The sequence below is a fragment of the Amycolatopsis sp. lyj-108 genome, from assembly GCF_046549005.1.
Lineage (GTDB): Bacteria > Actinomycetota > Actinomycetes > Mycobacteriales > Pseudonocardiaceae > Amycolatopsis.
Window position 1 is genome coordinate 81,672 of record NZ_JAJPWQ010000012.1, and the last position, 25,820, is coordinate 107,491.

A 25,820-nucleotide genomic window follows, 5' to 3' on the forward strand; every position below is an offset into this window, starting at 1 on the left:
CTTTGGGGCCGTCAGCCGCGCCCGCGAAGGGAGCGCCGCCGGTGCTCCACGGGCCTTCGGATCACTTTCACCGACCCCCACCAGGCGAAACCCGTGACGCGCAGCACCGGCGCGCCCGTCGTCGGCCGCCGTCGCCCCGTCCTGCGGCCGGTGCCGAATCCGCCCATCAGGCCGATGCCCCGGACATCGAGGGCGAAGTCCTCGGGCACGACGATCTTGACACCGCCCATGACCGCCACCGCCCTGATCGTGCAAGATCCGGCGGCGATCCGGGCCTGCCGCAGATCGAGGCGCACGCTGCCCCAGAACGCGCGGCTGACATGGTTCGACGGCAGAGGTCCGGCGAACCGCCGCGTGGTGGCGGACATGACGGCGAACGAGCGCCGTCCGCCTTGCTCCTCGTCGCCGGCGTGGGACAGGGTGAGGGGGCCGCCGGAGGACAGATCCGCGACGACGGGTTCGAATTCCGAGAAAGTCCTGGCCGCGTAGACGGCGTCCAGCCTCGTTTCCAGTTCGGCGGCGGTGATCCGTCCCGCACCCATGGCTTCGCACAGCAGACGCGCGACGTTTTCGCGATCGGAATCGGCCACTCGCATCGCCGACCGCTTCGGTTCTGACATGACGGCGATGCTAACCGGAATCGGCGATCGTTCCGGCGATCCCCGGCGGCCGGGCGAAAAGCCATGACCGCCATGAGCGAATTCGGTTTCGCCGCACTGCCGGTAATGACAAAACCATTTCCGCCTGGCAATCGCGGACGCGGACAGCCGTCCCGCCGCGACAATTTGACGACCGGCGATCCAGGCATTTCTTCCACCGGCCGGCACTGTCCGACTCAGCGTGGAGCGCCGTGCCCGTCGAGTCCGAAGAGCTGCGCCTCGACATGGGCAGCGTGACCAGTGGACGCTAGCGCGTGCGATGAAAGGCCTCTTAATTGCAAATTTTGCGATGAAGGGGCCTTTCATCGCACGCGCTCGCTAGTGGTCGTCAGCGAACTGATCGCCTGCGCCGCACGACGCGAAGGGGACTTTCCGCGCGCACGATGCGGGGAAAGCTCCCTTCATCCCGGCCTGTCCGTTCCTGGCAAATTTCACAAGGAACGGACCGTTCATGGCACCGGCGGCGAGGCCCGAGCGTCAGCTGTTGCGCGGGAACCCGAGGTTCACCCCGCCCTGCGAGGGGTCCGGCCAGCGTGAGGTGACGACCTTCGTCCGCGTGAAGAAGTGGAACCCTTCCGGCCCGTACGCGTGGCTGTCGCCGAACAGCGAGTCCTTCCATCCGCCGAATGAGTAGTAGCCGACCGGCACCGGGATGGGCACGTTCACGCCGACCATCCCGACCTCGACCTCGTTCTGGAACCGCCGCGCGGCCCGCCCGTCGTTGGTGAAGATCGCGGTGCCGTTGCCATAGGCGTTGGCGTTGATCAGCTCCAGCGCCGCGTCGTAGCCCTCGGCCCGCGCGACCGCCAGCACCGGTCCGAAGATCTCGTCGGTGTAGATCGACATGTCCGGGGTGACCTGGTCGAACAGGGTCGGGCCGAGCCAGAAGCCGCCGTCCTCGCCGTCGACCTCGATACCGCGGCCGTCGACGACGAGCCGGGCGCCCGCTTCCACTCCGGCTTCCACATAGGACTCGACGCGTTCGTGGTGGGCGGCGGTGACGAGCGGCCCCATCTCCGAGGTGGGCCGCATGCCGTCGCCGACGCGGAGCCGCTTGATCCGCTCGGCGATCTTGGCGACCAGTTCGTCGCCGACCGGGTCGACGGCGACCACGACCGACACCGCCATGCACCGCTCCCCCGCCGAGCCGAAGCCCGCGGAGACGGCCGCGTCGGCGGCGAGGTCGAGGTCGGCGTCCGGGAGGACGACCATGTGGTTCTTCGCGCCGCCGAGCGCCTGGACGCGTTTCCCGTGCCTGGTCCCGGTTTCGTAGACGTACTTCGCGATCGGCGTCGATCCGACGAACGAGATCGCCTTGACGTCGCGGTGTTCCAGCAGCCCGTCGACGGCCACCTTGTCGCCGTGCAGGACGTTGAGGACGCCGTCGGGAAGGCCCGCCTCGGCGAACAGTTCCGCGATGAACACGGCCGCGGACGGGTCCTTCTCGCTCGGCTTGAGCACGACGGTGTTGCCGCAGGCGAGCGCGTTCGGCACGAACCACAGCGGGACCATCGCCGGGAAGTTGAACGGCGAGATCACCCCGACCACGCCCAGCGGCTGCGAGATCGAGTAGACGTCGACACCGGTGGAGGCGTTTTCGCTGAACCCGCCCTTGAGCATTTGCGCCGCGCCGCAAGCGAACTCGACGTTCTCGATGGCGCGCGCGACTTCGCCCGCCGCGTCGGATTCGACCTTGCCGTGTTCGCTGGTAACGATCTTCGCCAGCTCGTGACGCCGCGCCGAAAGCAGCTCACGGAAGGCGAACAGCACCCGCGTCCGCCCGGCCAGCGACGTCCCGCGCCAGCCCGGCAGCGCCCGGGAGGCGGCCGCGACGGCGGCGTCGACGTCGTCCTGCGCGGCGAAGGCGACCTTCGCGCGCACCTGGCCGGTGGCCGGATCGAACACGTCACCGGATCGTTCGCTCACGCCTTCGCACGGTTTGCCGTCTATCCAGTGGGTGATGCGGTCGGTCACGGATTCGCCTTCCTGTTCGCCGGATGCCTGCTCCCGGTCGAGTCTGGGCGCGCGCGCCACACCGACGCCATCGGCAACGTGTACGGAGTCCCGGTCCCGGCCGTACAGTCTGTCTCTGTGCTGTTGGCGGAGCTGCAGACGTACCTCGAAAGGTGACCAGACGCGTGAACCCGCCACGGCCGAAGGCCCCGCTATCGCGGTAGCGTCCTGCCGACGTCGATCGCGGACGCGGGTTCACCGACGAATACTCTGCGTTCCGACCAGGTGGGAGGCCGATGTACCCGACCGTCGCCGAGGTGCTCGCGCTGCCGGTGCTGCGTCAGGGCAGGCCCCACGTGGTGGCGGGGGCGGCGGGGCTGGACGCGCCGGTCCGCTGGGCGCACGTCGCCGAGGTCGCGGACATCGCCCCGCTGCTGCGCGGCGGGGAACTCGTGCTCACCACCGGGGTCGCGCTGCCCGACGACGGCGCCGCGCTGGCCAGGTACATCGCCGATCTCGCCGGTGTCGGAGTGGTCGGGATCGTCATCGAACTGGTCCGGCACTGGAGCGAGAAGCTGCCGTCCGCGCTGGTCGACGCCGCCGACCGCCACGGTGTCCCGCTGATCACCCTTTCACGCGAGACGCGCTTCGTTTCGGTCACCGAGGCGGTGAACGGGCTGATCGTCGACGCCCAGGTCGACGAACTCCGCGCGGCCGAGCGGGTCCACGAGACGTTCACCGCGCTGACGGTCGCGGGCGCCGAACCGGGCGACATCCTGCGCGAGGTCGCGAGGCTCACCGAACATCCCGTCGTGCTGGAGACGCTCGCGCACGAAGTCCTCGCCTACGACACGGCCGGGACCGATCCCGGTGAACTGCTGCCCGGCTGGCCGTCCCGGTCGCGGCCGGTGCAGGTCGGCGAGCGGACCGGCTACCACCCGGGCGCGGGCTGGCTGATCACCGTGGTCGGCGCGCGCGGGCACGACTGGGGACGGCTGGTCGTCGTCTGCGGGGATCCGCCGCCGCGACGGCACGTCGTGGTCGCCGAACGCGCCGCGTCCGCGCTCGCGGTCCACCGGCTGGTCGCCAAGGACACCGACAGCCTCGAACGCCAGGCGCATCGCGCGATCCTGACCGAACTGCTGGCGAATCCGGTGCCGCCCGCCGAGCTGACCGCGCGGGCGTCCGCGCTGGGTGTCCCGCTGACGGGACGGCTGCTGGTCGGGGTCGCCGTGCGGCCAAGGATCACCGCGACCGCCAAGACCACGCAGTCGACCCCGGTGCTGCTGCGGGAACTCGCCGAGGCGACCGCGCTCGCCGCCCGGCGCGCCAAGGTGTCCGCGCTGGTGGCCACGGACGACACGCTGGTGCGCGCGCTGATCGCGCTCTCGCCGGAGGCGGGGGTGGACGCGGTCCTGCGGCGGCTGGCCACCGACGTCCACGAGGCCCGCGCCGGGGCGCCCGCCGTGGTCGCGGTCGGCACGACGGGCAGCGGACCCGCCGAGGCACGCCGGACACTCGTCGAAGCCGCGCAGGTCGCCGCCGCGGCGCTCACCGAGAACGTCGAACGGGTGGTCCACCGGCTCGACGACGTCCGGTTGCGCGGGCTGCTGCATCTCCTGTCCGGCGACGAACGGATCACCGCGTTCGCCGCGCGGGAGCTCGGCCCGCTGCTGAACCGGGACGCCGCACAGGGCAGCAGACTCGTTCAGGCGTTGAGACATTACTGCGAACACGGCGGCAACAAATCGGCGGCCGCGGCGGCCGCGCACACCTCCCGCACCGCCTACTACCAGCAGCTGGCCAGGATCGAGCAGGTACTCGGGGTGCGGCTCGAAGAACCGGAGTCGATGCTCTCCCTTTATGTCGCTTTGCTCGCCCACGACATTCGAGAAGCCGACGACCACACGTCCGAGTGAGCAAATCTCACCCAAGCGTGGAACACAGTCACCGGGTCATGTCAGCCGATAGGGTTGATATGGCTTTCTTCGAACCGATCGGCGCCTGCGTACTCGCGTTGGCCTGCATGGCCCCGGCGCAACCCGCCGAATCCACGTTTCAGCTGACCAGCCACGACACCAGGGGCCGGGTCGGCACCGTCTCGCTCACCTGCGAACCCACCGGGGGGTCTCACCCGGGACGCGGCGGCGCCTGCGCCAAACTGTCCGAAGTGGACGGAGAGTTCGACAGGCTACGGCCCGAACCGCGGGCCTGCACCTTGGAATACTCCCCGGTGGACGTCTCCGCCGTCGGCAAGTGGCGCGGCGAACCGGTCACCTACCGCACCTCGTACGCCAACCGCTGTGTCGCCGACGCCGAATCGGCGGGCGTCTTCACCTTCTGACCGCGACACCGCCGGCAAGGTGACCGCCGGGCCTCCCCCTCGGTGGCCCGGCGGCGCCGTTCACCGCGGCCTTGATCGCCCTCACCCCCACGAGGGCGATCAAGGCCGTGGTGTCACGGCTCAAGAACGGGGCAGGTACCGGCACCCGATCCCGTCCTTCGCGGCAACGGGGGTCTGACGCGCGAGGGACCGGCTCAGGTTCCATTCGCGCCAATCATCTTCCGGAATTCCCGTCACGACCCGGCCGAGCACGCACGACCGCAGCGGCTCCGGGAGCCGGTCGGCCGACGGCACGACGTCGGCCGAAAACCGGGACAGATAACCGGTATCGAGGGTTTTGCCGTGGGCGAGCCGGTCGATGTTGCGGTCGGCGATGAACCGTTCCGGATCGAGGACGGCCAGCCCCAGCAACGCCGCGACAGCGGCTCCGATGGCCGCGCGCGGCAGCCAGGCCGACCGCAGCGGGATCAAGGAAACCAGCACCAGCAGGAAGATCAGGCCGAGCCAGAGTTCGCAGACCTCGACCAGCAGCCGCAGCACGGTGAACCCGTATGCCTGCTGATATGTCCACATGCGACTCAACGCCGACGCGACCAGCACCAGGCTGAGCACGCTCAGCGCGCCGAGCAGTCCCCGCTGCCAGACGCGATCGGCCGCCGAGGACTTCGGCGCCCAGCGCAACGCGGCGGCCACCAGCACCAGGGTCAGCACGGTGATGGCGGACAGCTGCCAGAACCCGCTCCTGGCGTATTCGGCCGCCGTCAGGCCGCTCGTGGCAAGGAGGTATTCGGTGCCGCCGAACAACACGACCAGGCGGACCACGACGAAACTCGTGAACAGCAGCACCAGCACACCCAGCGGCAACGTCCATTCGAGCCGGTGCGCGAGGCGTTTGCGGGGCGCTTCGTCGTCGGCGGGCAGCGGTGGTGCCGCCAGCAGGTAGCACGCCCCGGTGACGGCGAACGCGGCCGCGACGAAGAGGAAACCCCAGCGCACGAAGGTTCCCGGGTTCAGCTCGGGGATCACCGCGTCGACGACGCTCGCGAACGCGGCGTCCGCGCCGCGCAACAGCGGGACGAACACCAGCAGCAGCCCGGCGCTCGCCAGCACCGGCACCAGGAACCTCGGCCGCGTACGGCCTTCCTGTTTCGTGCCGAGCTTCGCGAGCCCGCGCCCGATCCACGGGATCGAAAGCAGCGCTTCGATCGGGACCGCGAAGACGTCATAGATGATCGTGTTCACCGTGCGTTTCCCGACCACCGCGAGGGATCCTGCGACGAACGCGGCCAGCACGCACAGCACGTTCAGCCACACCGACGCGCGGAACATGCCGACCGCGAGCAGTCCCAGCGCTGCCGCCGCCCACACCGCGTTGACCAGGCGGAAATGCGGTTCGCCGTCGCCGCGGGCGCGTTTGTCGGCGAAGTAGACGGCCACCGCGAAGGCGAGCCCAGCGATGAACCAGCCGACTCCGGGGTCGTCCGGCATGGCGACGGCGGTGACCAGTCCGGCCGCGACCGCCGCGGGCAGGACCGAACCGGGCAGCGGGACGATCGTCGATTTGGGCGGCACCCGGGGCCGCCTCAGCACCGGGATCGGCGGTGCGGGCGGCAAGGGTTGGGGCGGCAGTGTGGTCGTCGCCGCCGGGGGTGACGCGTGCGCCTGCCGGTCTTCTTGGTCTTCGCTCATCAAATCCTCCAGTTTGCGAAAGCACATCTCGTGAGTCACAAGGAGGGCTGAAAGGGTCCTTCACCTCATCTCACGCGGCGAAGGGCGCTTTCGCCTCATCGCATGCGGGGAAAGTCCCCTTCAGCCCCTACGGAACGGGGATCACGACGCGGATGACGCAGCCCTGCCGCTGCTCGGGGGTGACGACGGCGATGCTGCCGTCGTGGAGGTCGACCACCCATCGCGCGATCGCGAGACCGAGGCCGGTGCCGCCGCCGCCCGCCCGCTCGCCGCGGGTGAACCGCTCGAACACGCTGTCCCGCTCCCCCGGCGGGATCCCGGGGCCTTCGTCTTCGACCTCGATGACGACGTCGGCCTCACGGACCTCCGCCCGCACCCTGACCTCGCCCCCGGCCGGTCCGTGCCGGACGGCGTTGTCGAGCAGGTTGACCACGACCTGGTAGAGCCTGCCGCGGTCGGCGACGGCCGTCGCGCCGGGCGGCTGGACGTCGACGGCGAACCGCACGCCACGGCCGGTCGCGGCGGCGGTGATCCCCGCTTCGGCGGCGACCTCCTCCAGCAGCAATTCGAGGTCGAATTCCTCCAGTTGCAACGGGAAGGCGCCCGCGTCGATCCGTGAGAGGTCGAGCAGTTCCGAGACCAGCCTGCCGAGCCGTTCGGTCTGCTGCAGCGCGGTCTTCAACGTCGCCGGATCGGGTTTGGCGACGCCGTCGACCAGGTTCTCCAGCACTCCGTTCAGCGCCGTGATCGGCGTGCGGAGTTCGTGGGAGACGTTGGCGATCAGCTCGCGCCGGCGCTGATCCGAGGCGTCGAGGTCGGCGGCCATCTGGTTGAAGGCGTGCGACAGCTCCCCGACCTCGTCACGGGCGGTCGCGCGGACCCGCCGGGTGTAGTCGCCCTTGGCCATCGCGCGGGCGGCGGCGGTCATCTCGCGCAGCGGCCTGGTCATCCCGTGCGCCAGGATCTGCGAGGTGACCACGGCGAGCACCATCGCGGCGATCGTGGTCCGCGGCGGCAGCCAGCCGATCTGCCAGTTGAAGAAGGCGAACGCGATACCGCCCGAGGACACCAGCAGGATCGCGAGTTTGAGCTTGATGGAGCGGACCGGGTCGAGCGGTCTCGGGAGCGCGTCGACGATCCGGCCGAGCAGCGGGCGAAGCTTCACGATCCCACCTCCAGCGCGTAGCCGACGCCGTGCACGGTGCGGATGAGGTCCGCGCCCAGTTTGCGGCGCAGCGCCTTGATGTGGCTGTCGACCGCGCGGGTGCCCGAACCCGTGCCCGCGACGTCCCAGTCCCAGACCTCGCTCAGCAGGCGTTCCCTCGGCTGCACGGCTCTCGGACGTTTCGCGAAGTGGACGAGGAGGTCGAATTCGATCGGCGTCAGCTGGGCCGGATTGCCCGCCCGCGTGACCCGCCGCTGCTCGACGTCGATTTCGAGGTCGCCGAGCACGATCTTCGTACCGGCTTCGCTCACGTCGGTGCGGGCCGACCGTTCGACGCGGCGCAGCAGCGCGTGCACCCTCGCCGAGAGCACCCGCATCGAGAACGGCTTGGTGAGATAGTCGTCGGCGCCGACGCCGAGACCGATCAGCATGTCCGTCTCATCCGAACGGGCGGTCAGCATCAGCACCGGGACCGGGCGGCGGGCCTGGATCCGGCGGCAGACCTCGAGCCCGTCGAACCCCGGCAGCATCACGTCGAGCACCACCAGATCCGGCTCCCGCTCGGCGTCGGTCTCGACACCGGACGGGCCGTCGTGCGCCAGGTCCACGGTGAATCCCTCGGCCCGCAGCCGCGCGGCGATGCTCTCGGCGATCGTCACGTCGTCCTCGACGACCAGCACCCGGCGTCCTCCCAGTTCCATGGGGATGACTGTAAGCACCGGCCGTGGAGACCATCCGGGTGAGCTGTGGAGATCCTGTGGAGATGTTTCGGCCGGTTTGCCGGATTGCAACGACCGCGTGTGTGACGCAGGTCATGCACCAGGAGCCTTCGAACGCAATCGACAGTCTGCGCTCCGACGCCCTCAACAGTGAACAGTCTGCCAGTCCCACCCGCGCGGCGCGGGCGAGCACGATTCCGCAATGGAGCCGACGGCACGCGGAACGCAGCACGTGCATCCTGATGGCCGGGTCGAACTCGGCGAGGTCGAGTCCTTGAAGGACAGCCGCTTCTACAACGAAGAACTCGCTCCGGTCCCGGTCGAAAAGCGGACCTGGACCACCTACACCTACTTCGCGCTGTGGATGGGCATGGCGCACAACATCCCGTCCTACGCGCTCGCCGCGTCGCTGATCGCGCTCGGGATGAACTGGGTGCAGGCGCTGCTCACGATCACCATCGGCAACCTGATCGTGCTGATCCCGATGCTGCTCAACAGCCACGCCGGGACGAAGTACGGGATCCCGTTCCCGGTGTTCGCCCGCGCCTTCTTCGGCATGCGCGGCGCGAACCTGGCGGCGTTGCTGCGGGCGTTCATCGCGTGCGGCTGGTTCGGCATCCAGACCTGGGTCGGCGGCGAGGCGATCTACATCATCGTCGGGCGGCTCGCGGGCTCCGGCTGGAAGGACTCCACCGTCGTCCTCGGCCAGCACTGGACGCTGTGGCTTTCGTTCGGGGTGTTCTGGCTGGTGCAGATGCTCATCATCTGGCGCGGCATGGAGGCGGTCCGCAAATTCGAGAACTGGACGGCGCCGCTGGTGTCGGTCGGCTTCCTGATCCTGCTGGGCTACGTGCTGGTCAAGGCGGGCGGCTTCGGCCCGATCCTGGCCGAGCCGGGGAAACTCGGCTGGGGACCGGACTTCTGGAAGGTGTTCGCCCCGGCACTGATGGCGATGATCGCGTTCTGGTCGACGCTTTCGCTGAACATGCCGGACTTCACCCGGTTCGGCGGCAGCCAGGGCAAACAGGTCCGCGGCCAGCTCCTCGGCCTGCCGACCACGATGACGTTCATCGCGATCGTGGCCATCCTGACCACCTCGGGCGGCAGCGTCCTCTACGGCGAGCAGATCTGGGACCCGGCGAAACTGGCCGACCGGTTCGACTCGCCGGTCGTCGTGGTGGTCGCGCTGATCGCGCTGGTGCTGGCTACCGTGTCGGCGAACCTCGCGGCCAACGTGGTCAGCCCGTCCTACGACTTCTCCAACGCGTTCCCGAAGAAGATCACCTTCGCCGTCGGCGGGCTGATCACCGGGCTCATCGGCATCCTCATCCAGCCGTGGCGGCTCTACTCCGATCCGAACATCTACATCTTCGCGTGGCTCGGTTTCTACGGCGGTCTGCTCGGCGCGGTCGCCGGGGTGCTCGTCGCCGGCTACTGGGTGGTCAATCGCACACACCTCAACCTGCGGGATCTCTACACCGAACGCGGCATCTACTGGTTCAACGGCGGCTGGAACTGGCGCGCGCTGGCCGCGACGCTGGTCGGCGCCGTGCTCTCGGTCGGCGGCGCGTACGGCGGGCCGTTCCCCGAAGACGGCCTGATCCCGCTCCTGAAACCGCTCTACGACTACAACTGGGTCGTCGGCCTGGCGGGCGCCTTCGTCGTCTACCTGCTGTTGTCCCTGTCCGAACGCAAGCGCACCACCTATATCGAGGAGGACGCAAGTGAGCGACCTGGTCCGAGCCGGATTGATCCAGCAGCGGTGGACGGGTGACAAGGAGTCCATGATCGCGAACGCGGTCGAAGCCATCGGCAAGGCCGCTTCGCAGGGAGCGCAGGTCGTCTGCCTGCAGGAGTTGTTCTACGGCCCGTATTTCTGCCAGGTGCAGGACACCGACTACTACTCCTACACGGAAGGCATCCCCGACGGGCCGACGACCAAGCTCATGCAGGAGGTCGCCGAACGCCACGGTGTCGTGCTGGTCGTCCCGATGTACGAGGTCGAGCAGCCCGGCGTGTACTACAACACCGCCGCGGTGATCGACGCCGACGGCACCTACCTCGGCAAACACCGCAAGAACCACATCCCGCAGGTGAAGGGGTTCTGGGAGAAGTTCTACTTCCGGCCCGGGAACCTCGGCTACCCGGTGTTCGACACCGCCGTCGGCCGCATCGGCGTCTACATCTGTTACGAGCGGCATTTCCCGGAGGGCTGGCGCGCGTTGGGCCTGGCGGGCGCGAAGATCGTGTTCAATCCGTCGGCGACCAGCCGGGGCCTTTCGGAGTACCTGTGGCGGCTGGAGCAGCCGGCGGCCGCCGTCGCGAACGAGTACTTCGTCGGCACGATCAACCGCGTCGGCGTGGAATCACTGGGCGACAACGACTTCTACGGTCAATCGTACTTCGCGGACCCTCGCGGTCAGCTGATCGGCGAGGCCGCTTCCGACACCGAGGAGGAGATCGTCATCCGCGACCTCGACATGGGCAAGCTCGCCGAAGTCCGTGACCTGTGGGCGTTCTATCGAGACCGCCGCCCCGACAGCTACGGACCCCTCGCGGAGGCGTGATGACCACCCTCATCAGCGGCGGGCAGGTGCTGTCCACGGCGGGCGCTTCGGCGGCGGACGTCCTCGTCGACGGCGAGACGATCTCGGCCGTCGGCGCCCCCGGCACGCTGGGACCCGCCGACGAGACCATCGACGCCACCGGGAAGTACGTGCTGCCCGGTGGGATCGACGCGCACACTCATATGGAGATGCCGTTCGGCGGAACGCATTCCGTCGACACCTTCGGCACCGGGACGACGGCGGCGGCGTGGGGCGGGACGACGACGATCATCGACTTCGCCGTCCAGGCGAAGGGCACCTCTCTGCTGTCCACTATGGACAAGTGGCATGAGAAGGCCGACGGGAACTGCGCCATCGACTACGGCTTCCACATGATCGTCTCCGACGTCAACGATTCGTCGTTGAAGGAGATGCAGGCCTGCGTCGACGGCGGCGTCGGCAGTTTCAAGATGTTCATGGCGTATCCCGGGGTGTTCTACTCCACGGACGGCGAGATCCTGCTGGCCATGCAGAAGGCGCGCGAGATCGGCGCGACGATCATGATGCACGCGGAGAACGGCATCGCGATCGACCAGCTGGCCGCTCAGGCGTTCGCCGCCGGGAAGATCGATCCGGTGCAACACGGGCTCACCCGGCCGCCGGAGCTGGAGGGCGAGGCGACCTCGCGCGCGATCCAGCTGGCCAAGGTCACCGGGGCGCCGCTGTACATCGTGCACCTCTCGGCGTCGCAGGCGCTGGCCGCGGTCGCGGAAGCGCGCGACAACGGGCAGAACGTCTTCGCGGAGACGTGTCCTCAGTATCTCTATCTGTCCATTGAGGACTTGGCCAAACCCGATTTCGAGGGTTCGAAGTACGTCGCCTCTCCCCCGCTGCGGGAGAAGTCGCATCAGGCGGACCTGTGGCGAGGGCTGCGCACCAACGACCTCTCGGTGGTGTCCACGGATCACTGTCCTTTCTGTTTCAAGGACCAGAAGGAGCTCGGCCGCGGCGACTTCCGCGCGATCCCCAACGGGATCCCCGGCGTCGAGCACCGGATGGACCTGCTGCACCAGGGTGTCGTGGCTGGCGAGCTCACCCTCGGCCGCTGGGTCGAGACCTGCTCCACCACCCCGGCACGGATGTTCGGGCTGTACCCGCGCAAGGGCGTCATCGCGGCGGGTTCGGACGCGGACATCGTCGTCTACGACCCGGCGGCGAAGCAGACCCTGTCGGTCGAGACGCACCACATGAACGTGGACTACTCGGCCTACGAAGGACTGGAGATCACCGGCAAGGTCGAAACGGTGCTGTCGCGCGGCCGCGTGGTCGTGTCGCCGTCCGGCTTCTCGGGCAGTACGACGCACGGGAAATTCCTCTCGCGCGACCTGAACCAGTACCTGAACTGAGGCGGTGGCCGTGGACTTCGGGATTGTGCTCCAGACCGACCCGCCCGCACGCGACCTCGTGCGGCTGATGAAGGCCGCCGAGGACCAGGGTTTCCGCTACGGCTGGACGTTCGACTCGTGCGTGCTGTGGCAGGAACCGTTCGTCATCTACTCGCAGATCCTCGCGGCGACGTCGTCGATGATCGTGGGCCCGATGGTGACCAGCCCGGCCACCCGGGACTGGTCGGTGATGGCGTCGACCTTCGCCACGCTCAACGACATGTACGGCAACCGGACCGTCTGCGGGATCGGCCGCGGCGACTCGGCACACCGGGTGGTCGGCCTGCCACCGTCCACTTTGGCCACCGTGCGCGACTGCATGCACGTGGTCAAGGAACTGGCCGAAGGACGCGAAGTCCTGCTGCGGGACAAGCCGGTGCAGATCCCCTGGATCCGCAACGGCAGACTCGAAATGTGGATGGCGGGATACGGGCCGAAGGCGCTGAAGACGGTCGGCGAACACGCCGACGGCTTCATCCTGCAATGCGCCGATCCCGCGATCGCCCGGTGGACCATCGGTTCGGTCCGTGAGGCCGCTCGCGCGGCCGGACGGGATCCGGCCGGGATCACGATCTGCCTCGCGGCCCCGGCCTACGTCGGCGACGATCTGGCGCATCAGCGGGAACAGTTGCGCTGGTTCGGCGGGATGGTCGGCAACCACGTCGCGGATCTCGTGGCGCGGTACGGCGATTCCGGGCCGGTGCCGCACGAACTGACCGACTACATCCGCGAGCGGCAGGGTTACGACTACTCGCACCACGGACGGGCTGGCAATCCGTCGACCGATTTCGTCCCGGACGAGATCGTGGACCGGTTCTGCCTGCTCGGGCCGTCTTCGGCGCATGGGGAACGCCTGGAGGAGCTGGCTTCGCTCGGTGTCGACCAGTTCGCGCTGTACCTCATGCACGACCAGCGCGAGGAAACCCTGAAACGCTACGGCTCCGAGGTCATCAACCGCTGACTCCCGCAACTAGTCACCTACTTGCGCGCGAAACCGCCGCAAGTAGGTGACTGATTGCGTGGGGGGGTAACGCAAAGGTGTCGGGTCGCGGGGATTCGCTCGCGGGCCGTGGGCGACCGTGTCGCGAAAGCCACTTTCGCGACGCCTGGGGTCGCGAAAGTGGCTTTCGCGACGCATCTCGACCATGGGTCTCAGCCACAGCGGCCGCGCGCGAAAGCCCCCTCCTCGCTACCGTACCCTGCACCCGACGTTGCGAACTTGGCCTTACCCCTCAATAACTCGCGTGTTTGGACGCCGGACACCCGAATGCGGCATCCAATCACGCGAGTCACGGCTTAGCTCCGCCCGCCCCCGGGACGAACGGGCTCGCACCACAGAGCAGGGACGAAGGACGCCTTCACCTCACCGCCGGCCCCACCACACGACCACGACACCTTTGACTTACCCCTCAAATAATTGCGGTGGGGGGGTCAGCCGAACCAGGCGGCGAGGGCCTCGCGCAGGCCTTCGGCGTCGGTGTCGCCCGCCCAGGCGACGTAGCCGTCCGGGCGGATCAGGAGGACGTCGGCGGGCCGGTCCTCGGCCTTCGCGGTGTGAACGTCCACGCGCCCCTGCGCGAGTTCGCGGAGTTCCGGTCGCCCGGCGAGGTCGAGCAGGACCGGCCGCGCCGGCCGCAGCAATTCGGCGACGCTGGTCGCGCCCTGGTCGGTCTCCAGCGCGAGATCCGGGACGAACCTGCCGGCGAGCGCGTGCCCGGAGCCTGGCATCGGGTAGCGCGTGTCGGTGCCGGCGACGTGGGAGGCCAGTCGTCGCGCGGCCTGTTCGTCGTCCAGCAGTTCCTGGAAGACCGCGCGGAGCGCTTCTGCGGCTTCGTCGTGCCCGCGCCGCAACGCGACCTGTGCCTGGGACTGCAGGAGCGCACGCGCACCGGCGGCGTGCCGTTCCGCGTGATAGGTGTCCAGCAGTCCTTCCGGCGCCCGGCCCTGGATCTCGGCGGCCAGCTTCCACGCCAGGTTGACCGAGTCGGACATGCCGACGTTGATCGCCGTGCCGGTGGACGGCAGCAGGTGGGCCGCGTCGCCCGCCAGCAGGATCCGCCCCTCGCGATAGCGCTCCGCCTGGCGGGCGGAGAACTGGTAGCGAGAGAGCCGGACCGCGTCGCCCAGCGGGACGTCCCCGCCGAGCACCCGGCGGATGCTGTCCCCGAGTTCGGCCAGGGTCATCGGCACGTCGTCGTCGACCTCGCCGGGATCGTCCTCAGTGGTCTGGATGAACAGGATCCCCGGTGTCAGCGAACCGAGCGCGAACACGCCGGCCTCGGTGCGGGTGAAGCCCGCTTTGATCCGGCCCAGTTCCGGCGTCTCGATGTCACCGTTGTCGTGGACGGTCAGCCCGTCGGGGATCTTGACCTGCCCGATCCGGTTGACCTCGGGGTAGGTGGTGCCGGGGAAGCCGATCCCGGCCATCGCACGGACGGGGCTGCGGCCGCCGTCGCAGCCCACCAAGTACGGGGCGGTGACCTCGTACGATCCGTCCGGGCCGCGCACTTCGGCGGTCACCGACTCGTCGTCCTGGCGCAGGCCGACGACCTCGTGCCCACGACGCACCTCCGTGCCGAGCTCGATGGCGTGCTCCTCGAGCAGCCGCTCCAGCGACTGCTGCCGTACCGAAAGCGCCTTCAGCGGCGGCTCCTCGAACCGGGTGAGGTCGACGTGCACCCCACCGAACGGGAAACGATGCGGTGGGACGGGGTCGGTGACGAGCCCCCGCACCCGCTCCAGCAGGCCGCGATAGTGCAGCAGGTCCAGGATCTGCCCGCTGAGGCCGTGGGCCTTCGGAGTCTTCCCCTGTTCCGGCCGCCGTTCCAGGACCAGCGGGCGCGCACCGGCCAGCCGGAGTTCGGCGGCCAGCATCAGACCGGTCGGGCCGGCACCCACGATGATCACGTCGACGTCCGTCAAATCTTCACTCCTGTTCGGCCTGTTCTCGCTACGGCCGAGGATTCTGCGGCACCACCGGGGTCTTGCCGCAAGCCCCCCGGTGCGCTATACATTGAACATGGAGGGGCACGCCCCACCATGTTTCCGGGTACACGCACCAGGGATCGCGCGCTCGCGAGGCGAGACGCTGGGCCGGTGACCAGAATCCGCATCCTCACTGCGCTCACCCTCACCGCACTCGCCGCCGTCACGATCACGCCCGCGGTTTCGGCCGCGCCGAAAGGTCTCGCCTGGGGCCCCTGTCCGTCCGGCTCTCCACCGGGTTACGACTGTGCCGAGATCGAGGTCCCGATGTCCTATCAGGACCCTGGCGGACCTCGGATCACCATCGCGCTCGGCCGTCTCCCCGCGACGGACCAGAAGCACAAACGCGGCACCCTCTTCACCAATCCCGGTGGCCCCGGGAACCCCGGCCGTTTCAGCAAGTTCCAGACGCCGTCCCTGCACCGGCAGTTCGACATCGTCGGCTTCGACCCGCGCGGTGTCGGCGCCAGCACGCCGGTCCGCTGCTTCACCAGCGAGGCGGAAACCGAGCCGCTCAAACGAGTTCTGGGGAACTTCCCGATCACGACCGAACAGGAGACCCGGCAGATCGCCGACGTCCGCGAGGTCACCGCCGCATGCGGCCGCAACGCCGGGCCGTTACTCGGGCATCTGTCCACCGCGAACGTCGCCAGGGATCTCGACAGGCTGCGCGAAGCCGTCGGCGAGCCTCGCCTGCGCTATTACGGCCTTTCCTACGGCACTTACCTAGGCGAGGTGTACGCCAACCTGTTCCCGCATCGCGTCGGAGCCTTGGCGCTGGACGCCGTCAACGATCCGATCGCCTGGTCCACCGGGCACCGTCCGGAGGACGCGAACGTCCCGTTCAGCACCAGGCTCGGCGGCTTCCGGGACGCGGACCGCGCGCTGCAGGCGTTCCTCGACGCGTGCGCGGCCGACACCCGGTGCGCGTTCCGCGAGCCGGGCAAGGACTTGCGGGCCAAGTACGACGCGCTCCTCGACCGGCTCGAAGCCACGCCGGGCGCGATCACCTATCAGGAGGTCATCCGGCGCACCCACAGCGCGCTGACCGACGAGGCTCGCTCCCCCGCGCTGGCGGAATTCCTCCAGTCCGCGACGAAACCCGTTGCGGCGAGGGCCATCCCGACCCCCTTCGACTCCGCGTTGGGTGGCGGCGGGACGATCTGCGCGGACACGACGAACCCGCGTGACCCGGCAGTCTGGCCTCGCGCGGCCCGCGCGGCCGACCGGGAAAGCCGCGGTTTCGGTTCCTACGACACGTATCTCTCCCTGCCGTGCGCCTTCTGGCCCGCCTCCGACCCGGCGCGATACACGGGGCCATGGAACCGGCCGACCGCGCCGATCCTGTTGCTGGCCAATGGCAAGGGCGACCCCGAAACGCCGTACGCCGGGGCGAAACGGGCCGAACGCATCCTCGGCAACGCCCGGCTCCTGACGCTGGACGCCTGGGGGCACGGCGCCGCGAACCGCAGCGCCTGTGTCGACGCGGCACTCGACGCGTACCTGGCCAACGGACGCCTTCCGGCACGCGGCACCGTCTGCGCCCCGGATCACGCGCCTTTCGACGCCAGGTAGGCGCGAGCGGCGCCCTCGTCGGTGAGCCAACCGGCGTAGTCGACGGGGTCGGAGAAGATGTTCGCGAACCGGCGCGCCACCTCGGGCGCCGTCTGCGCGGCTTCCAAGGTGGCCAGCACGTGATCCGGTGGCGGAGCGAGCAGATCGTTGCTCAGCCGGGTCGCGTGCTGCGCCTTTTCCCAGTATTCGGCGAAAGTGCCGCGCAGGAACGCTTCGTCGAACGGACGGTCACCGTGGTCGAGGATGCGCCGTTCGTAGACGGCCGCGGCGTGCGCCGCCATGTTCGCGCCCTGTCCGGCGACCGGATCGTTCGTCACCGCGGCGTCGCCCATCGCCAGGACCTTCGCCCCCGACGGCAGCGTTCCGACCGGATCGCGCACGATCGGCAGGACCCGGCCGCGCAGGACGTCCAGCGGCCCGCTGGGGCGGGCGTCGGCGAGCGACTCCTCGACCCACGGGAACTGCTTGCGCAGCAACGCCATCGCGAGGGCGAAATGCTCGTCGAGGCCGGTGACGCCGTCCCAGACGTCCATGGGGCCGCCGGGCACGCCGAAGAACCCGAGACCGAAGACGGGTCCGCGCACGGACTGGATCGGCAGCCCGAACAGCTCACCGGCCGGGGAGAGCCCGAACGTCAGCCCCGGATACACCGGAAGCGGTTCGCCCCGGCCGGACACGAGGTACAGGATCCCGATGGCCCGCTGTGGTTCGCGGTGCGGGGAACGTGCGTCGTCACGCGGGAAGAGGGCGTCGAACTGCGGTCCCCGTCCGGCGGCGACCAGCACGAGATCGAACTCGCGGGCGTACTCCTCCAGCGCGTCCGGGGTCACCTTGCCGATCCGGATTTCGCCGCCGCGTTCGGCGAAGGCGGTCAGCCAGTCGGATACCTTGACCCGCTGATCGACCGACTGCGCGGGATGGTCGAACCGGGCCTGCCACGAGACGGCGGGCTCCGGGGAGTCCCCGGCGAGCCCGAACGACGCGCCGAGGATCTCCGGGGCCTGTCCGTCCCAGAAGTTGATGCCCAGCGCGCGTTCCCTGGTCAGCGCGGGGTGGAACACGCACTGGTTCGAGATGAGCCTGCCCGCGTGGATGGTTTCGGCGTCGCGGTCGGTGACCACGGTGACGGCATATCCGTGCCGTTGCAGGCCCAAGGCCAGGACCAGCCCGGCTTGTCCGGCCCCGACCACCACGATCCGGCGCATGGCTCCCCCCTCAGTCGACCAAAGCCTGATACACCAGGTTCCTCAATTCGACGCGGATCGGATAGGTCGACGACGGCAGCAACTGGGTGAAGAACAGGACCGTGATGTCCTCGTCCGGATCGACCCAGAACGCGGTGCTCGCCGCGCCACCCCAGGCGAATTCCCCGGCGCTGGCGAGGGTCTTGGCCTTCACCGGGTCGTCGAGCACTGAAAAGCCCAGCCCGAAGCCGAAACCGTCGTACGGCGCCTCGGAGAACCCGGTCCGTCCGCAGGTCTCCAGGTCCACGCCGCCGGGCAGGTGGTTGGTCGCCATGAGCCGCACCGTACGCGGGCCGAGCAGCCGGACGCCGTCGAGTTCGCCGCCGCGCACCAGCATCTGGGCGAAACGGTGGAAGTCACCCGCTGTGGAGACCAGCCCCCCGCCGCCCGAAAAGCACGAGGGCGCGACGCGGCCGACGTTGCCCAGCTCGTCGTGACGGAACGGCTCCTTGGTGACCGGATGCGGCACGTAGAGCGCGGCCAGCCGGTCGAGATCACCGGCGGCGGCCTGGAATCCGGTCTCGTGCATGCCGAGCGGGGTGAAGATCCGCTCGGCGAAGAAGGCGTCGAGTGACTGACCGGAGACGACCTCGATGAGCCTGCCGAGGATGTCCGTCGCGACCGAATAGTTCCATTCCGAACCCGGCTGGAACAGCAACGGCAGCCGCGCGATCGCTTCGGAAACAGCCGCCAGATCGAGCCCCGGCGCGGTGCCGAGGTCGAACCCCGCCTCACGGTAGAGCGCGTCGACCGGATGCGTGCGGTGGAAACCGTAGGTCAGCCCCGCGGTGTGGGTGAGCAGATGCCAGAGGCGGATCGGTTCGGCCGAGGGCACGGTCGCCTGCTTCACCGACGAGCCCCCGGCGAACACCCGCGGTTCCGAGAACTCCGGCAGCCAGCGGGAGATCGGGTCCTTGAGGTCGATGAGCCCCGCTTCGACGAGCATCATCGCGGCAACGGAAGTGACCGGCTTCGTCATCGAGTAGACGCGCCAGATCGTGTCGGTCTCGACCGGCAGCCCGGCCTCGATGTCACGCTGCCCGTTCGACGCGAGATGCGCGACCTTCCCGTTCCTGGTCACCACGGCCAGGTACCCGGGAATCCGATTGCGCTCCAGGTACCCGTCGAAGTGCTTGTCGATCCGGCGCAGTCGCTCCGCGTCGAAACCCACCTCGGCCGGGTCGACGTCCACCTTCAGCTCGATCATGCGACCGAGGCTACGCGTTCCGTTCGGCCCGTTTCTCCAGTCGCCACGCCTCGTCGGTCTTCCCGATCCGCCAGTATCCGGAGATGGACAGCAGGTCGCGCCGCATGACCCGGTCGTCCAGCAGATGACGCCGCAGGTCCCGGACGAACCCGGCCTCGCCGTGGACGAACGCCTGCACGACACCTTCACGCCAGTCGAGCGCGCGGACGGCGGCCGCGAGATCGTCACCCCGGCTCCGGTGCAGCCAGGTGATCCGCGCGTCGCCCTTGGTGGTCAGCGACTGCTCTTCGGCCGCGTCCTCCACGAGGATCACCGCGTGCACGGGCACACCCGCCGGCATCGCCTCGAGCGAAGCGGCGATCGCCGGCAGGGCGCTCTCGTCCCCGGCGAGCAGATGCCAGTCGGCCTCCTCGCCCGGCGCGTACGCCCCGCCGGGTCCGGAAATGAGCAGTTCGTCGCCCGGTTCCGCGGCGGCGGCCCACGGCCCGGCGATGCCCTCGTCACCGTGGTGGACGAAGTCGAGCACCAGTTCGCCGAGGTTCGGGTCGAACGCCCGGACAGTGTAGGAACGCATCCGCGGCCACTGTTCGCGCGGCAGTTCCTCGCGGACCCGCGTCAGGTCGAACGGTTCGGGATAGGTGACGCCGGGTACCGGGAAGTGCACCTTGACGTAGGCGTCGGTGAATTCGTTGGGCTTGAACGAGGCGATCCCTTCGCCCCCCGCGACGATCCGGACCATGTGCGGGGTGATCCGCTCGGTGCGCAGCACCCGCAACCGGGTCGCTGATACCGCTCTCCTCGCCTCGGCCATGCACACTTCCTCTCCTGGGTTAGGTGAACCTAACCGAGCGTACGCCTCTCGCCCGTCTACCGGGTCAGGTTTCCCATCATCCGATCAAAACCGGACGCTTCACGAAGCCTTCGCGGCCGGATCACTCACCCGGGTGTTCTGGAAGGACGCGACGCGCCAGCCGTCGGACTCCTCCACGAGCACGTAGGTCAGCGTCGATTCCCGGCCCGGCTCCGGCTTGCCGCCCGACAGCGACGACCCGCCACCGGACACGACGATCGCGACGTCCGGCCGGATGAACCGGACCTTCGGCTCGCCACCGCCCACCACCAGCTTCGATCCCTTGAGCGGCCCTTCGAACAGGGCCCGGTGCGCGCTTTCGATGACCGCGCGGCCCGGCATGTTCATCCCGAAGACGGTCACGTAGTCGGCGTCTTCGGTGAAGAGCGACGCGTACGCGGCCGCGTCGCCGTCGTTCCACGCGTCGGCGAGCCTGCTCAGCACGGCGAGTACTTCGGTCTGTCGTTCGGTCATGACTTCCTCCAGTTAGACGAACGGTGTTCGTTTGACGAACACCGTTCTACAGGCGAACGGCGTTCGCGTCAAGTAGAGTGCCCCGGGAACCCGGACCAGGAGGCGAACAAAGTGAGCAGGCCCCGGCGTCGCGCCGAGAAACCCGTGCTGTCCCAGGAACTCGTGGTGAAGACGGCACTCGACCTTCTCGCCGCCGAAGGGCTGGAGGCGGTGAGCATGCGGCGCGTGGCCCAGGCGCTGGAGACCGGCCCGGCGTCGCTCTACGCCCATGTCGCGAACAAGGAAGAGCTCCACGAGCTGATGGTCGACCACGTGCTCGCCTTCGGCCCGTTCCCCGAACCCGATCCGAACCGGTGGGTCGAGCAGGCGAAAGAGCTGCTGCGCGAGAACGTGCGCGCCCTGACGTCGTTCCCCGGGGTCGCCAAGATCGCGTGGGCCATCCCCGTACCCGTCGGCGCGAACGCCTTGCAGCAGGCCGAAGCCATGCTCGCGGTACTGCGCGCGGGCGGCCTCGACCTCAAGCGGGCACTGTTCGCCGCCGACGCGTTATGGCTCTACGCCAAGGCTTTCGCCTACGAAGGCGCCGGCTGGCAGCACGGCGACATCGACCTGGCCGAACAGGAGGAACGCGGCAAGCGGATGGTCGAGTACATGACGTCGTTCCCGCCCGGCGCCTTCCCGAACCTGCTGGCTTCGGGCGAGTACTTCACCGCGGAGACGGCGCAGGAACGGTTCGAGTTCGCCATCGACCTGTTCCTGCGGGGCTTGGCCTCGACCACCTCGTGATCTGACGTGGCGACATGTCGCGAAAGCCACTTTCGGGACATCAGACGTCGCGAAAGTGGCTTTCGCGACACGCCTCGGTCCGCCGTGCCCGGGCGATAGACCGGTCGGGCTTGGCCGTGCGCGGGCGGCGGTTTCGCGTGTCTGGATGGACGACACGCGTGCTTGGCTGGACCAGGTCAGAGCAGCGCGACCGCGGCCGCGTACTGCGGCACCAGATGCGCCCCCAGTGAAGCCTTCATCTCCGACATCTTCTTCCCGAACACCACCTGCGGCCGCCCGGTTTCCACCGCCCACCCCACCGTTTCGCCGTAGAAGTGGAAGTACAGATTGGGCCGCCCGCCGAGTTCCGGCGGCAGCGCCGCCCAGTGCCGGGCGATCGGCAGCGTCGGGTGGTCGAGAAGGGTCGCGACGGCGATCGCCCGGCCCGTCGCCGTCTCGCGGTACTCGATGACGTGCACGTCCGGCTGCCGCAGGAGGGCACCCACGTAACCCACGAACGCCGGTAGCGGCACGATCGGCACGTCGTGGTGTTTGGATTCGTTGTACCGCAACAGCTCCGCGATCTCGACCGGATCGGCCTCGGCGCCCGGACGCACGCGTACCCCGATCGACGGGTCGGCGTCGAAGGTCCGGAAGATCTTGCGCAGGTTCTGTTTGCGTTTCCTGGCCAGCGAATGCATCCAGTCGTCCCGGCTCGAGAACGGCGAGACGTCGAGGACCGCGACGTCCTCGGTCCGCCGCACCATCTTCGGCCCGCCGCGGACACTGTCCACTCCGGACTCCCCGACCTGGCGCACCAGCAGCGCGCGCAGGCCGAAGCCGAGTTCCGCGCGCATGGCCGGGACGAACAAGTCCAGCAGCATGCCGACGCCGCCGTCCTCTTCCGCGCCGTCGAACCACCAGCCCGGCATCGCCCCGGAGCCGGGGGAACGGACGTCGAGCCCGCCGAACCGTCCGCGTCCCACCGAGCGGGCGAACCGGTGCCGCCGGGTGATTCCGGTGACCCAAGCGGAACTGACCACGCCACGCGGTTCCCCGCCTTCGAGCAGGACCGTGACCGGCTGCTCGGTGCGCGCGGACCACGCCTGGGTGGTGAGCACCTCCCAGCTCCAGTCCGCGCGCAGACCGGCCTTGGCCCGCAACGGTTTCCAGTAAGCGGGCTCCGGATCGCGGCGGGGGTCCAGCACTTCGATCACCATCGCGTCACCGGTCTCGGCACGACGACCCCGAGCAGCGGGACCGGCTGGAAACCGAGTGTCGCCTTGAGGTCGGTCAGCCCCCGCCCCATCGACAGGGACTTCCGGTTGCCTTCGACCATGTAGCGCACATTCCGGACGACAGCCTCGAAGTAGAGGTGCTTCGGCCGCCCCTCTTCCGGGGCCAGCGCCGCCCAATGCTGGTGCAGGGGCGCGACGGGATGGTCGAGCACGTTGGTGAACGCGAGCAGCCTGCCCTCACCGTCGTGGTAGGTCGAGGTGATCACATCCGGTCTGCGCACGAGTTCGCCGAGGTATTCGGCGGTGACCGGACCGCGCCGGTCGAACTTCACCGGTCCCATCCGCTCACGGTGCTCCCGCAGCATGGTGGCCAGTTCGAGGGCGTCGAGGTCGGTGCGGGCGGCCTCGGTGCGGACGATCACGGCCGGGTCGGCGGCGATCTTCTTCGACTGGCCGCGCAGGCTCAGCCGCCTGCTCCGGCGCAGGGACGCCAGCCACCCGTCGACGTCGACGAACCGGTTTTCCAGGACCGACGTCGGCATCGTGTCGCGCACGGGCCTGCCCCGTCCGGTCAGCATGTCGATCGACTCCGGCTCGACGGTCCGGTAAAGGACGCCGAGACACCCGGGCCCGGTGTAGCGGCAGACGGCGCGCTCGAACCGGCGCATGATCTCTCGCCTGTCGGCGGCGTCGACACCATCCGCGAACAGCCACGGCGGATATCCGGAAAGCCACGCGTGCTGCACCTCGACCCAACGCGGGCCGAGCCGCGCCAGGCCGCGCACGGCACCGGGGCGGTCCGGGGAGACCGGGGCGCACAGCATCGCCAGCACCGCGGCGACGATCTCGCCTCCGTCACTGATCACGGTGAGGACGTTGGGGCTGCGGGAAAAGCGCGACTCCACCCGCAGCAATCCGTAGTCCCACGGGACCGGCGCCTGCTGCGCGACGAGGAACGCCGCCCAGCCCTCGGGTTCCGGATCGGTCCGCGGGTCGAGCACCCGCACTTCCCAGGTCATCGACCCAGCACCGGTCTCGGCACGGCGACCGACACCAGGGGCCTGGTGCCGAAGCCGAGCGGGGTCTTGTTCTCGAGCATCGCCCGGCCGGCGGCGAGTTCTGGGCGCCGGTGCGTGATCATGTGCTCCACTCCCCTGGCGTAGAAGTCGACATAGAGCCCTTTCCGTCCGCCGCCCGCGCTCGGCAACGCGGCCCACTGGTGCAGCGCGCAGCCGTCTTCGGCGTCGAACACCGTGCCGAAGCCCAGCAGCCGCCCGGATCCGTCGCGGTAGGTACGGGTGATGACGTCCGGGCGGCGGACGAGCGCGTCCAGATAGGACGGTGCGATCGGGCTGCGAGTGTCCATGTGCAGCCCGCCGAACCGCGACCGCTGTCCCCCTGCCCAGGCGCGGTCGTCCTGCCTGGACCGGTGGGCGTTGAGCAGCACGGCGAGTTCGTGGCAGTCCAGGTCCCAGCGGGCCGGCGCCGCCTCGGTATGAAAGTCGTCGTCTTCACGCAGTTCGTGCAGCGTCTTCCGGACCCCGTCGTCGAGCGACCGTTCCCATTCGTCCACAGTGGAATACTCGTTGGTCAGCACCGCTGCCGGGTCGATCTCGCGGGACATCCGGCCGCGTCCGTCGAGCGCCGGAAGGAGTTCCGGGTTCATCGCGCGGTAGATCACGCCCAGCAGTCCCGGGCCGAGGTGGGCGCACAGCGCCCGTTCGAACCGGCGGACCAGTTCCCGCCGCTCGCTCTCGTCCAGCCGCTCGTCGAGTACCCCGGCGGGATACCCGCTGAGCTGCCAGAGGTAGGCCTCCGCCCAGCGCGGGCGGAACCGTCCACCCAGGACGGACAACGGCGCGAAGTCACCCGCTCGCCAGCTCCGGCACACCATCACGGTGAACGCGCCGACGATCGTCCCGTTCCGGCGGAGCACCGCGAGCACCGCCGGGTTCTTCGCCATCCAGGCTTCCCGGCGCAGAACCTCGTACTCCCACACCGGCCACAATCTCGCCCGCCGCAGGAAACCACTCCAGCCCTCGGGTTCGGCCGCGGTTCTCGGATCGAGCACCTCGACCTCGAACGCGGTGCTCCGTGCCGCCACCTTCACCGTCACCATCACGTGAGCACGACCGGTGTCCCGTGTCGCGGGCACGGCGCGACCTCACCACGGACACCGCCCGCCGGGAGCACGTCCACGAACCGCGGGGAATCCTGACGCAGCAGTGTGAACGCGAGACCGCCCGTCGTCGGGCGCGCGTAGACGCGAGGCCAGTCGAGGTGCCACCGGCCGCATTCCTCGATCGCGCCCAGGTACCCCAGCGCCGGATCGTGGAGAACCCCGTACGGGCCGGAATCCATTGTGTCCAGTTCTCGTCGCGGTACGGATTCGACCCGGTACGCACGGTCCTCGGGCAGTGACGCGGTGAAGACGGCCAGTTGCTTGTCGTCACCGATCGCGAGCACCCGTTGCCCGCGGCGCAGCGCGGCGGACAGTTCCGCGAGCACACCCGGCGCCGGGACGTCGGGATCCACCACACAGCAACGAACTCCGCGCGGCAGGTCCACCGACGGCCGCACCCCGTCGTCACCGAGCACCACGACCAGTGCGTCCCCGGTCACCGAACGTGCCTTGCGCAGCACGGGACCCAGCCCCCGGCTCGACTCGATCCGTTGCGTGCCACCTGCGAGCGGTACGAGATCGATGATCTTGTGCACCGCCTCGGCCAGCGGCGCCGCGCCGGAATCCGTCCCGGTGCGACCGGGCACCAGCACGGGATCCGTTCGGCCGTCGAGTGCCCAGCGCTCCCGGTAGAACGGCACCGTCGCGAAGGCCGACCGTACCGAACGCCGATAGGCGGCCCGCCAGGCAGCACTCACCCCCACTGTCCACATGGCGCGCAAGCCTGCGTCATCGACGCAGGTTTGGGAATACCCCGCGCCGGGTTCATCCGGTTTCCGG

The 25,820-nt window shown here is 69.2% G+C and carries 22 protein-coding genes; 8 read left to right on the top strand and 14 right to left on the bottom strand.

All coding sequences use genetic code 11. From position 1 onward, the window contains the following. Positions 1-11 precede the first annotated feature (11 nt). A complete protein-coding gene (locus ACLJO0_RS34450) occupies positions 12-620 on the bottom strand; it encodes a DUF1707 domain-containing protein (protein WP_410583229.1) in 609 nt (202 codons plus the stop codon). Positions 621-1,136: 516 nt separating this feature from the next. After that, entirely contained in the window at positions 1,137-2,633 is a 1,497-nt protein-coding gene (locus ACLJO0_RS34455) for a CoA-acylating methylmalonate-semialdehyde dehydrogenase (RefSeq protein ID WP_410583231.1), read from the bottom strand. A gap of 275 nt (positions 2,634-2,908) precedes the next feature. Between ACLJO0_RS34455 and ACLJO0_RS34460 the strand changes: the two genes are divergently transcribed. Further along, positions 2,909-4,531 (top strand): PucR family transcriptional regulator, encoded by a 1,623-nt coding sequence (locus ACLJO0_RS34460; protein ID WP_410583232.1) that lies wholly within the window; start codon positions 2,909-2,911, stop codon positions 4,529-4,531. A 59-nt stretch (positions 4,532-4,590) separates the two neighbouring features. After that, positions 4,591-4,956, top strand: coding sequence for an SSI family serine proteinase inhibitor (locus ACLJO0_RS34465; protein ID WP_410583233.1), 366 nt, complete (start codon positions 4,591-4,593; stop codon positions 4,954-4,956). A 120-nt stretch (positions 4,957-5,076) separates the two neighbouring features. Here the strand turns inward: ACLJO0_RS34465 and ACLJO0_RS34470 are convergent, their stop codons facing one another. The 3 genes from ACLJO0_RS34470 to ACLJO0_RS34480 all read right to left on the bottom strand — a co-directional run bounded on the left by ACLJO0_RS34470 (position 5,077) and on the right by ACLJO0_RS34480 (position 8,490). Beyond that, complete coding sequence (locus ACLJO0_RS34470; protein ID WP_410583234.1) at positions 5,077-6,645, bottom strand: DUF4153 domain-containing protein; 1,569 nt, start codon at positions 6,643-6,645, stop codon at positions 5,077-5,079. Positions 6,646-6,772: 127 nt separating this feature from the next. Further along, positions 6,773-7,810 (bottom strand): sensor histidine kinase, encoded by a 1,038-nt coding sequence (locus ACLJO0_RS34475; protein ID WP_125793209.1) that lies wholly within the window; start codon positions 7,808-7,810, stop codon positions 6,773-6,775. Then, a complete protein-coding gene (locus ACLJO0_RS34480; protein ID WP_255431248.1) occupies positions 7,807-8,490 on the bottom strand; it encodes a response regulator transcription factor in 684 nt (227 codons plus the stop codon). Before ACLJO0_RS34480 ends, ACLJO0_RS34475 begins: the two co-directional genes overlap by 4 nt. Before the next feature lie 241 nt (positions 8,491-8,731). Here ACLJO0_RS34480 and ACLJO0_RS34485 point away from each other — a divergent pair, with 241 nt between their 5' ends. From ACLJO0_RS34485 to ACLJO0_RS34500, 4 genes are read left to right on the top strand one after another with little or no spacing between them, the layout of a single operon-like run. Then, entirely contained in the window at positions 8,732-10,303 is a 1,572-nt protein-coding gene (locus tag ACLJO0_RS34485; protein ID WP_410583235.1) for an NCS1 family nucleobase:cation symporter-1, read from the top strand. Then, a complete protein-coding gene (locus ACLJO0_RS34490) occupies positions 10,254-11,096 on the top strand; it encodes a nitrilase-related carbon-nitrogen hydrolase (RefSeq protein ID WP_410583237.1) in 843 nt (280 codons plus the stop codon). The genes ACLJO0_RS34485 and ACLJO0_RS34490 overlap by 50 nt, the downstream gene beginning before the upstream one ends. After that, complete coding sequence (gene hydA / locus ACLJO0_RS34495; RefSeq protein ID WP_410583239.1) at positions 11,096-12,481, top strand: dihydropyrimidinase; 1,386 nt, start codon at positions 11,096-11,098, stop codon at positions 12,479-12,481. The genes ACLJO0_RS34490 and hydA overlap by 1 nt, the downstream gene beginning before the upstream one ends. Positions 12,482-12,491: 10 nt before the next feature. Next, positions 12,492-13,481 carry a TIGR03842 family LLM class F420-dependent oxidoreductase gene (locus tag ACLJO0_RS34500; RefSeq protein ID WP_410583241.1) on the top strand — a complete coding sequence of 330 codons (990 nt, stop codon included), beginning with the start codon at positions 12,492-12,494 and terminating at the stop codon, positions 13,479-13,481. 470 nt (positions 13,482-13,951) lie between these two features. On the opposite strand, the gene ACLJO0_RS34505 is transcribed toward ACLJO0_RS34500, so the two are convergent. Next, a complete protein-coding gene (locus tag ACLJO0_RS34505) occupies positions 13,952-15,442 on the bottom strand; it encodes an FAD-dependent monooxygenase (RefSeq protein ID WP_410583243.1) in 1,491 nt (496 codons plus the stop codon). Between the two features lie 174 nt (positions 15,443-15,616). Here ACLJO0_RS34505 and ACLJO0_RS34510 point away from each other — a divergent pair, with 174 nt between their 5' ends. Next, positions 15,617-17,080, top strand: a complete 1,464-nt coding sequence (locus ACLJO0_RS34510) for an alpha/beta hydrolase (protein WP_410583245.1) — start codon at positions 15,617-15,619, stop codon at positions 17,078-17,080. Here ACLJO0_RS34510 and ACLJO0_RS34515 read toward each other — a convergent pair. The 4 genes from ACLJO0_RS34515 to ACLJO0_RS34530 form a co-directional block, all read right to left on the bottom strand. Further along, a complete protein-coding gene (locus ACLJO0_RS34515; protein ID WP_410583246.1) occupies positions 17,056-18,285 on the bottom strand; it encodes a styrene monooxygenase/indole monooxygenase family protein in 1,230 nt (409 codons plus the stop codon). The genes ACLJO0_RS34510 and ACLJO0_RS34515 overlap by 25 nt on opposite strands. Before the next feature lie 10 nt (positions 18,286-18,295). Further along, positions 18,296-19,531 carry a serine hydrolase domain-containing protein gene (locus ACLJO0_RS34520; protein WP_125793201.1) on the bottom strand — a complete coding sequence of 412 codons (1,236 nt, stop codon included), beginning with the start codon at positions 19,529-19,531 and terminating at the stop codon, positions 18,296-18,298. Between the two features lie 10 nt (positions 19,532-19,541). Continuing rightward, positions 19,542-20,342, bottom strand: a complete 801-nt coding sequence (locus ACLJO0_RS34525) for a siderophore-interacting protein (protein WP_410583248.1) — start codon at positions 20,340-20,342, stop codon at positions 19,542-19,544. Between the two features lie 99 nt (positions 20,343-20,441). Next, positions 20,442-20,855, bottom strand: coding sequence for an SgcJ/EcaC family oxidoreductase (locus ACLJO0_RS34530; protein ID WP_410583249.1), 414 nt, complete (start codon positions 20,853-20,855; stop codon positions 20,442-20,444). A 111-nt stretch (positions 20,856-20,966) separates the two neighbouring features. On the opposite strand from ACLJO0_RS34530, the gene ACLJO0_RS34535 reads away from it, so the two are divergent. Continuing rightward, on the top strand, positions 20,967-21,641 hold the full coding sequence (locus ACLJO0_RS34535; RefSeq protein ID WP_410583251.1) for a TetR/AcrR family transcriptional regulator: 675 nt from the start codon (positions 20,967-20,969) through the stop codon (positions 21,639-21,641). Positions 21,642-21,817: 176 nt separating this feature from the next. Here the strand turns inward: ACLJO0_RS34535 and ACLJO0_RS34540 are convergent, their stop codons facing one another. Genes ACLJO0_RS34540 through ACLJO0_RS34555 form a run of 4 tightly spaced genes read right to left on the bottom strand, consistent with a single transcriptional unit; the run spans position 21,818 to position 25,753 of the window. Continuing rightward, positions 21,818-22,840, bottom strand: a complete 1,023-nt coding sequence (locus ACLJO0_RS34540) for a GNAT family N-acetyltransferase (RefSeq protein WP_410583253.1) — start codon at positions 22,838-22,840, stop codon at positions 21,818-21,820. Continuing rightward, complete coding sequence (locus ACLJO0_RS34545; RefSeq protein ID WP_410583254.1) at positions 22,834-23,877, bottom strand: GNAT family N-acetyltransferase; 1,044 nt, start codon at positions 23,875-23,877, stop codon at positions 22,834-22,836. The genes ACLJO0_RS34540 and ACLJO0_RS34545 overlap by 7 nt, the downstream gene beginning before the upstream one ends. Next, positions 23,874-24,977, bottom strand: a complete 1,104-nt coding sequence (locus tag ACLJO0_RS34550) for a hypothetical protein (RefSeq protein WP_410583523.1) — start codon at positions 24,975-24,977, stop codon at positions 23,874-23,876. The genes ACLJO0_RS34545 and ACLJO0_RS34550 overlap by 4 nt, the downstream gene beginning before the upstream one ends. After that, positions 24,977-25,753 (bottom strand): hypothetical protein, encoded by a 777-nt coding sequence (locus ACLJO0_RS34555; RefSeq protein WP_410583255.1) that lies wholly within the window; start codon positions 25,751-25,753, stop codon positions 24,977-24,979. Before ACLJO0_RS34555 ends, ACLJO0_RS34550 begins: the two co-directional genes overlap by 1 nt. Between the last annotated feature and the right edge of the window lie 67 nt (positions 25,754-25,820).

Coding starts and splice junctions, on each gene's coding strand:
- ACLJO0_RS34525 (WP_410583248.1), bottom strand. CDS start 20,342: ATGGCCGAGGCGAGGAGAGCGGTATCAGCGACCCGGTTGCGGGTGCTG.
- ACLJO0_RS34520 (WP_125793201.1), bottom strand. CDS start 19,531: ATGATCGAGCTGAAGGTGGACGTCGACCCGGCCGAGGTGGGTTTCGAC.
- hydA (WP_410583239.1), top strand. CDS start 11,096: ATGACCACCCTCATCAGCGGCGGGCAGGTGCTGTCCACGGCGGGCGCT.
- ACLJO0_RS34545 (WP_410583254.1), bottom strand. CDS start 23,877: ATGACCTGGGAAGTGCGGGTGCTCGACCCGCGGACCGATCCGGAACCC.
- ACLJO0_RS34485 (WP_410583235.1), top strand. CDS start 8,732: ATGGAGCCGACGGCACGCGGAACGCAGCACGTGCATCCTGATGGCCGG.
- ACLJO0_RS34450 (WP_410583229.1), bottom strand. CDS start 620: ATGTCAGAACCGAAGCGGTCGGCGATGCGAGTGGCCGATTCCGATCGC.
- ACLJO0_RS34470 (WP_410583234.1), bottom strand. CDS start 6,645: ATGAGCGAAGACCAAGAAGACCGGCAGGCGCACGCGTCACCCCCGGCG.
- ACLJO0_RS34540 (WP_410583253.1), bottom strand. CDS start 22,840: ATGGTGATCGAAGTGCTGGACCCCCGCCGCGATCCGGAGCCCGCTTAC.
- ACLJO0_RS34530 (WP_410583249.1), bottom strand. CDS start 20,855: ATGACCGAACGACAGACCGAAGTACTCGCCGTGCTGAGCAGGCTCGCC.
- ACLJO0_RS34465 (WP_410583233.1), top strand. CDS start 4,591: ATGGCTTTCTTCGAACCGATCGGCGCCTGCGTACTCGCGTTGGCCTGC.
- ACLJO0_RS34515 (WP_410583246.1), bottom strand. CDS start 18,285: ATGCGCCGGATCGTGGTGGTCGGGGCCGGACAAGCCGGGCTGGTCCTG.
- ACLJO0_RS34550 (WP_410583523.1), bottom strand. CDS start 24,977: ATGGTGACGGTGAAGGTGGCGGCACGGAGCACCGCGTTCGAGGTCGAG.
- ACLJO0_RS34555 (WP_410583255.1), bottom strand. CDS start 25,753: ATGTGGACAGTGGGGGTGAGTGCTGCCTGGCGGGCCGCCTATCGGCGT.
- ACLJO0_RS34460 (WP_410583232.1), top strand. CDS start 2,909: ATGTACCCGACCGTCGCCGAGGTGCTCGCGCTGCCGGTGCTGCGTCAG.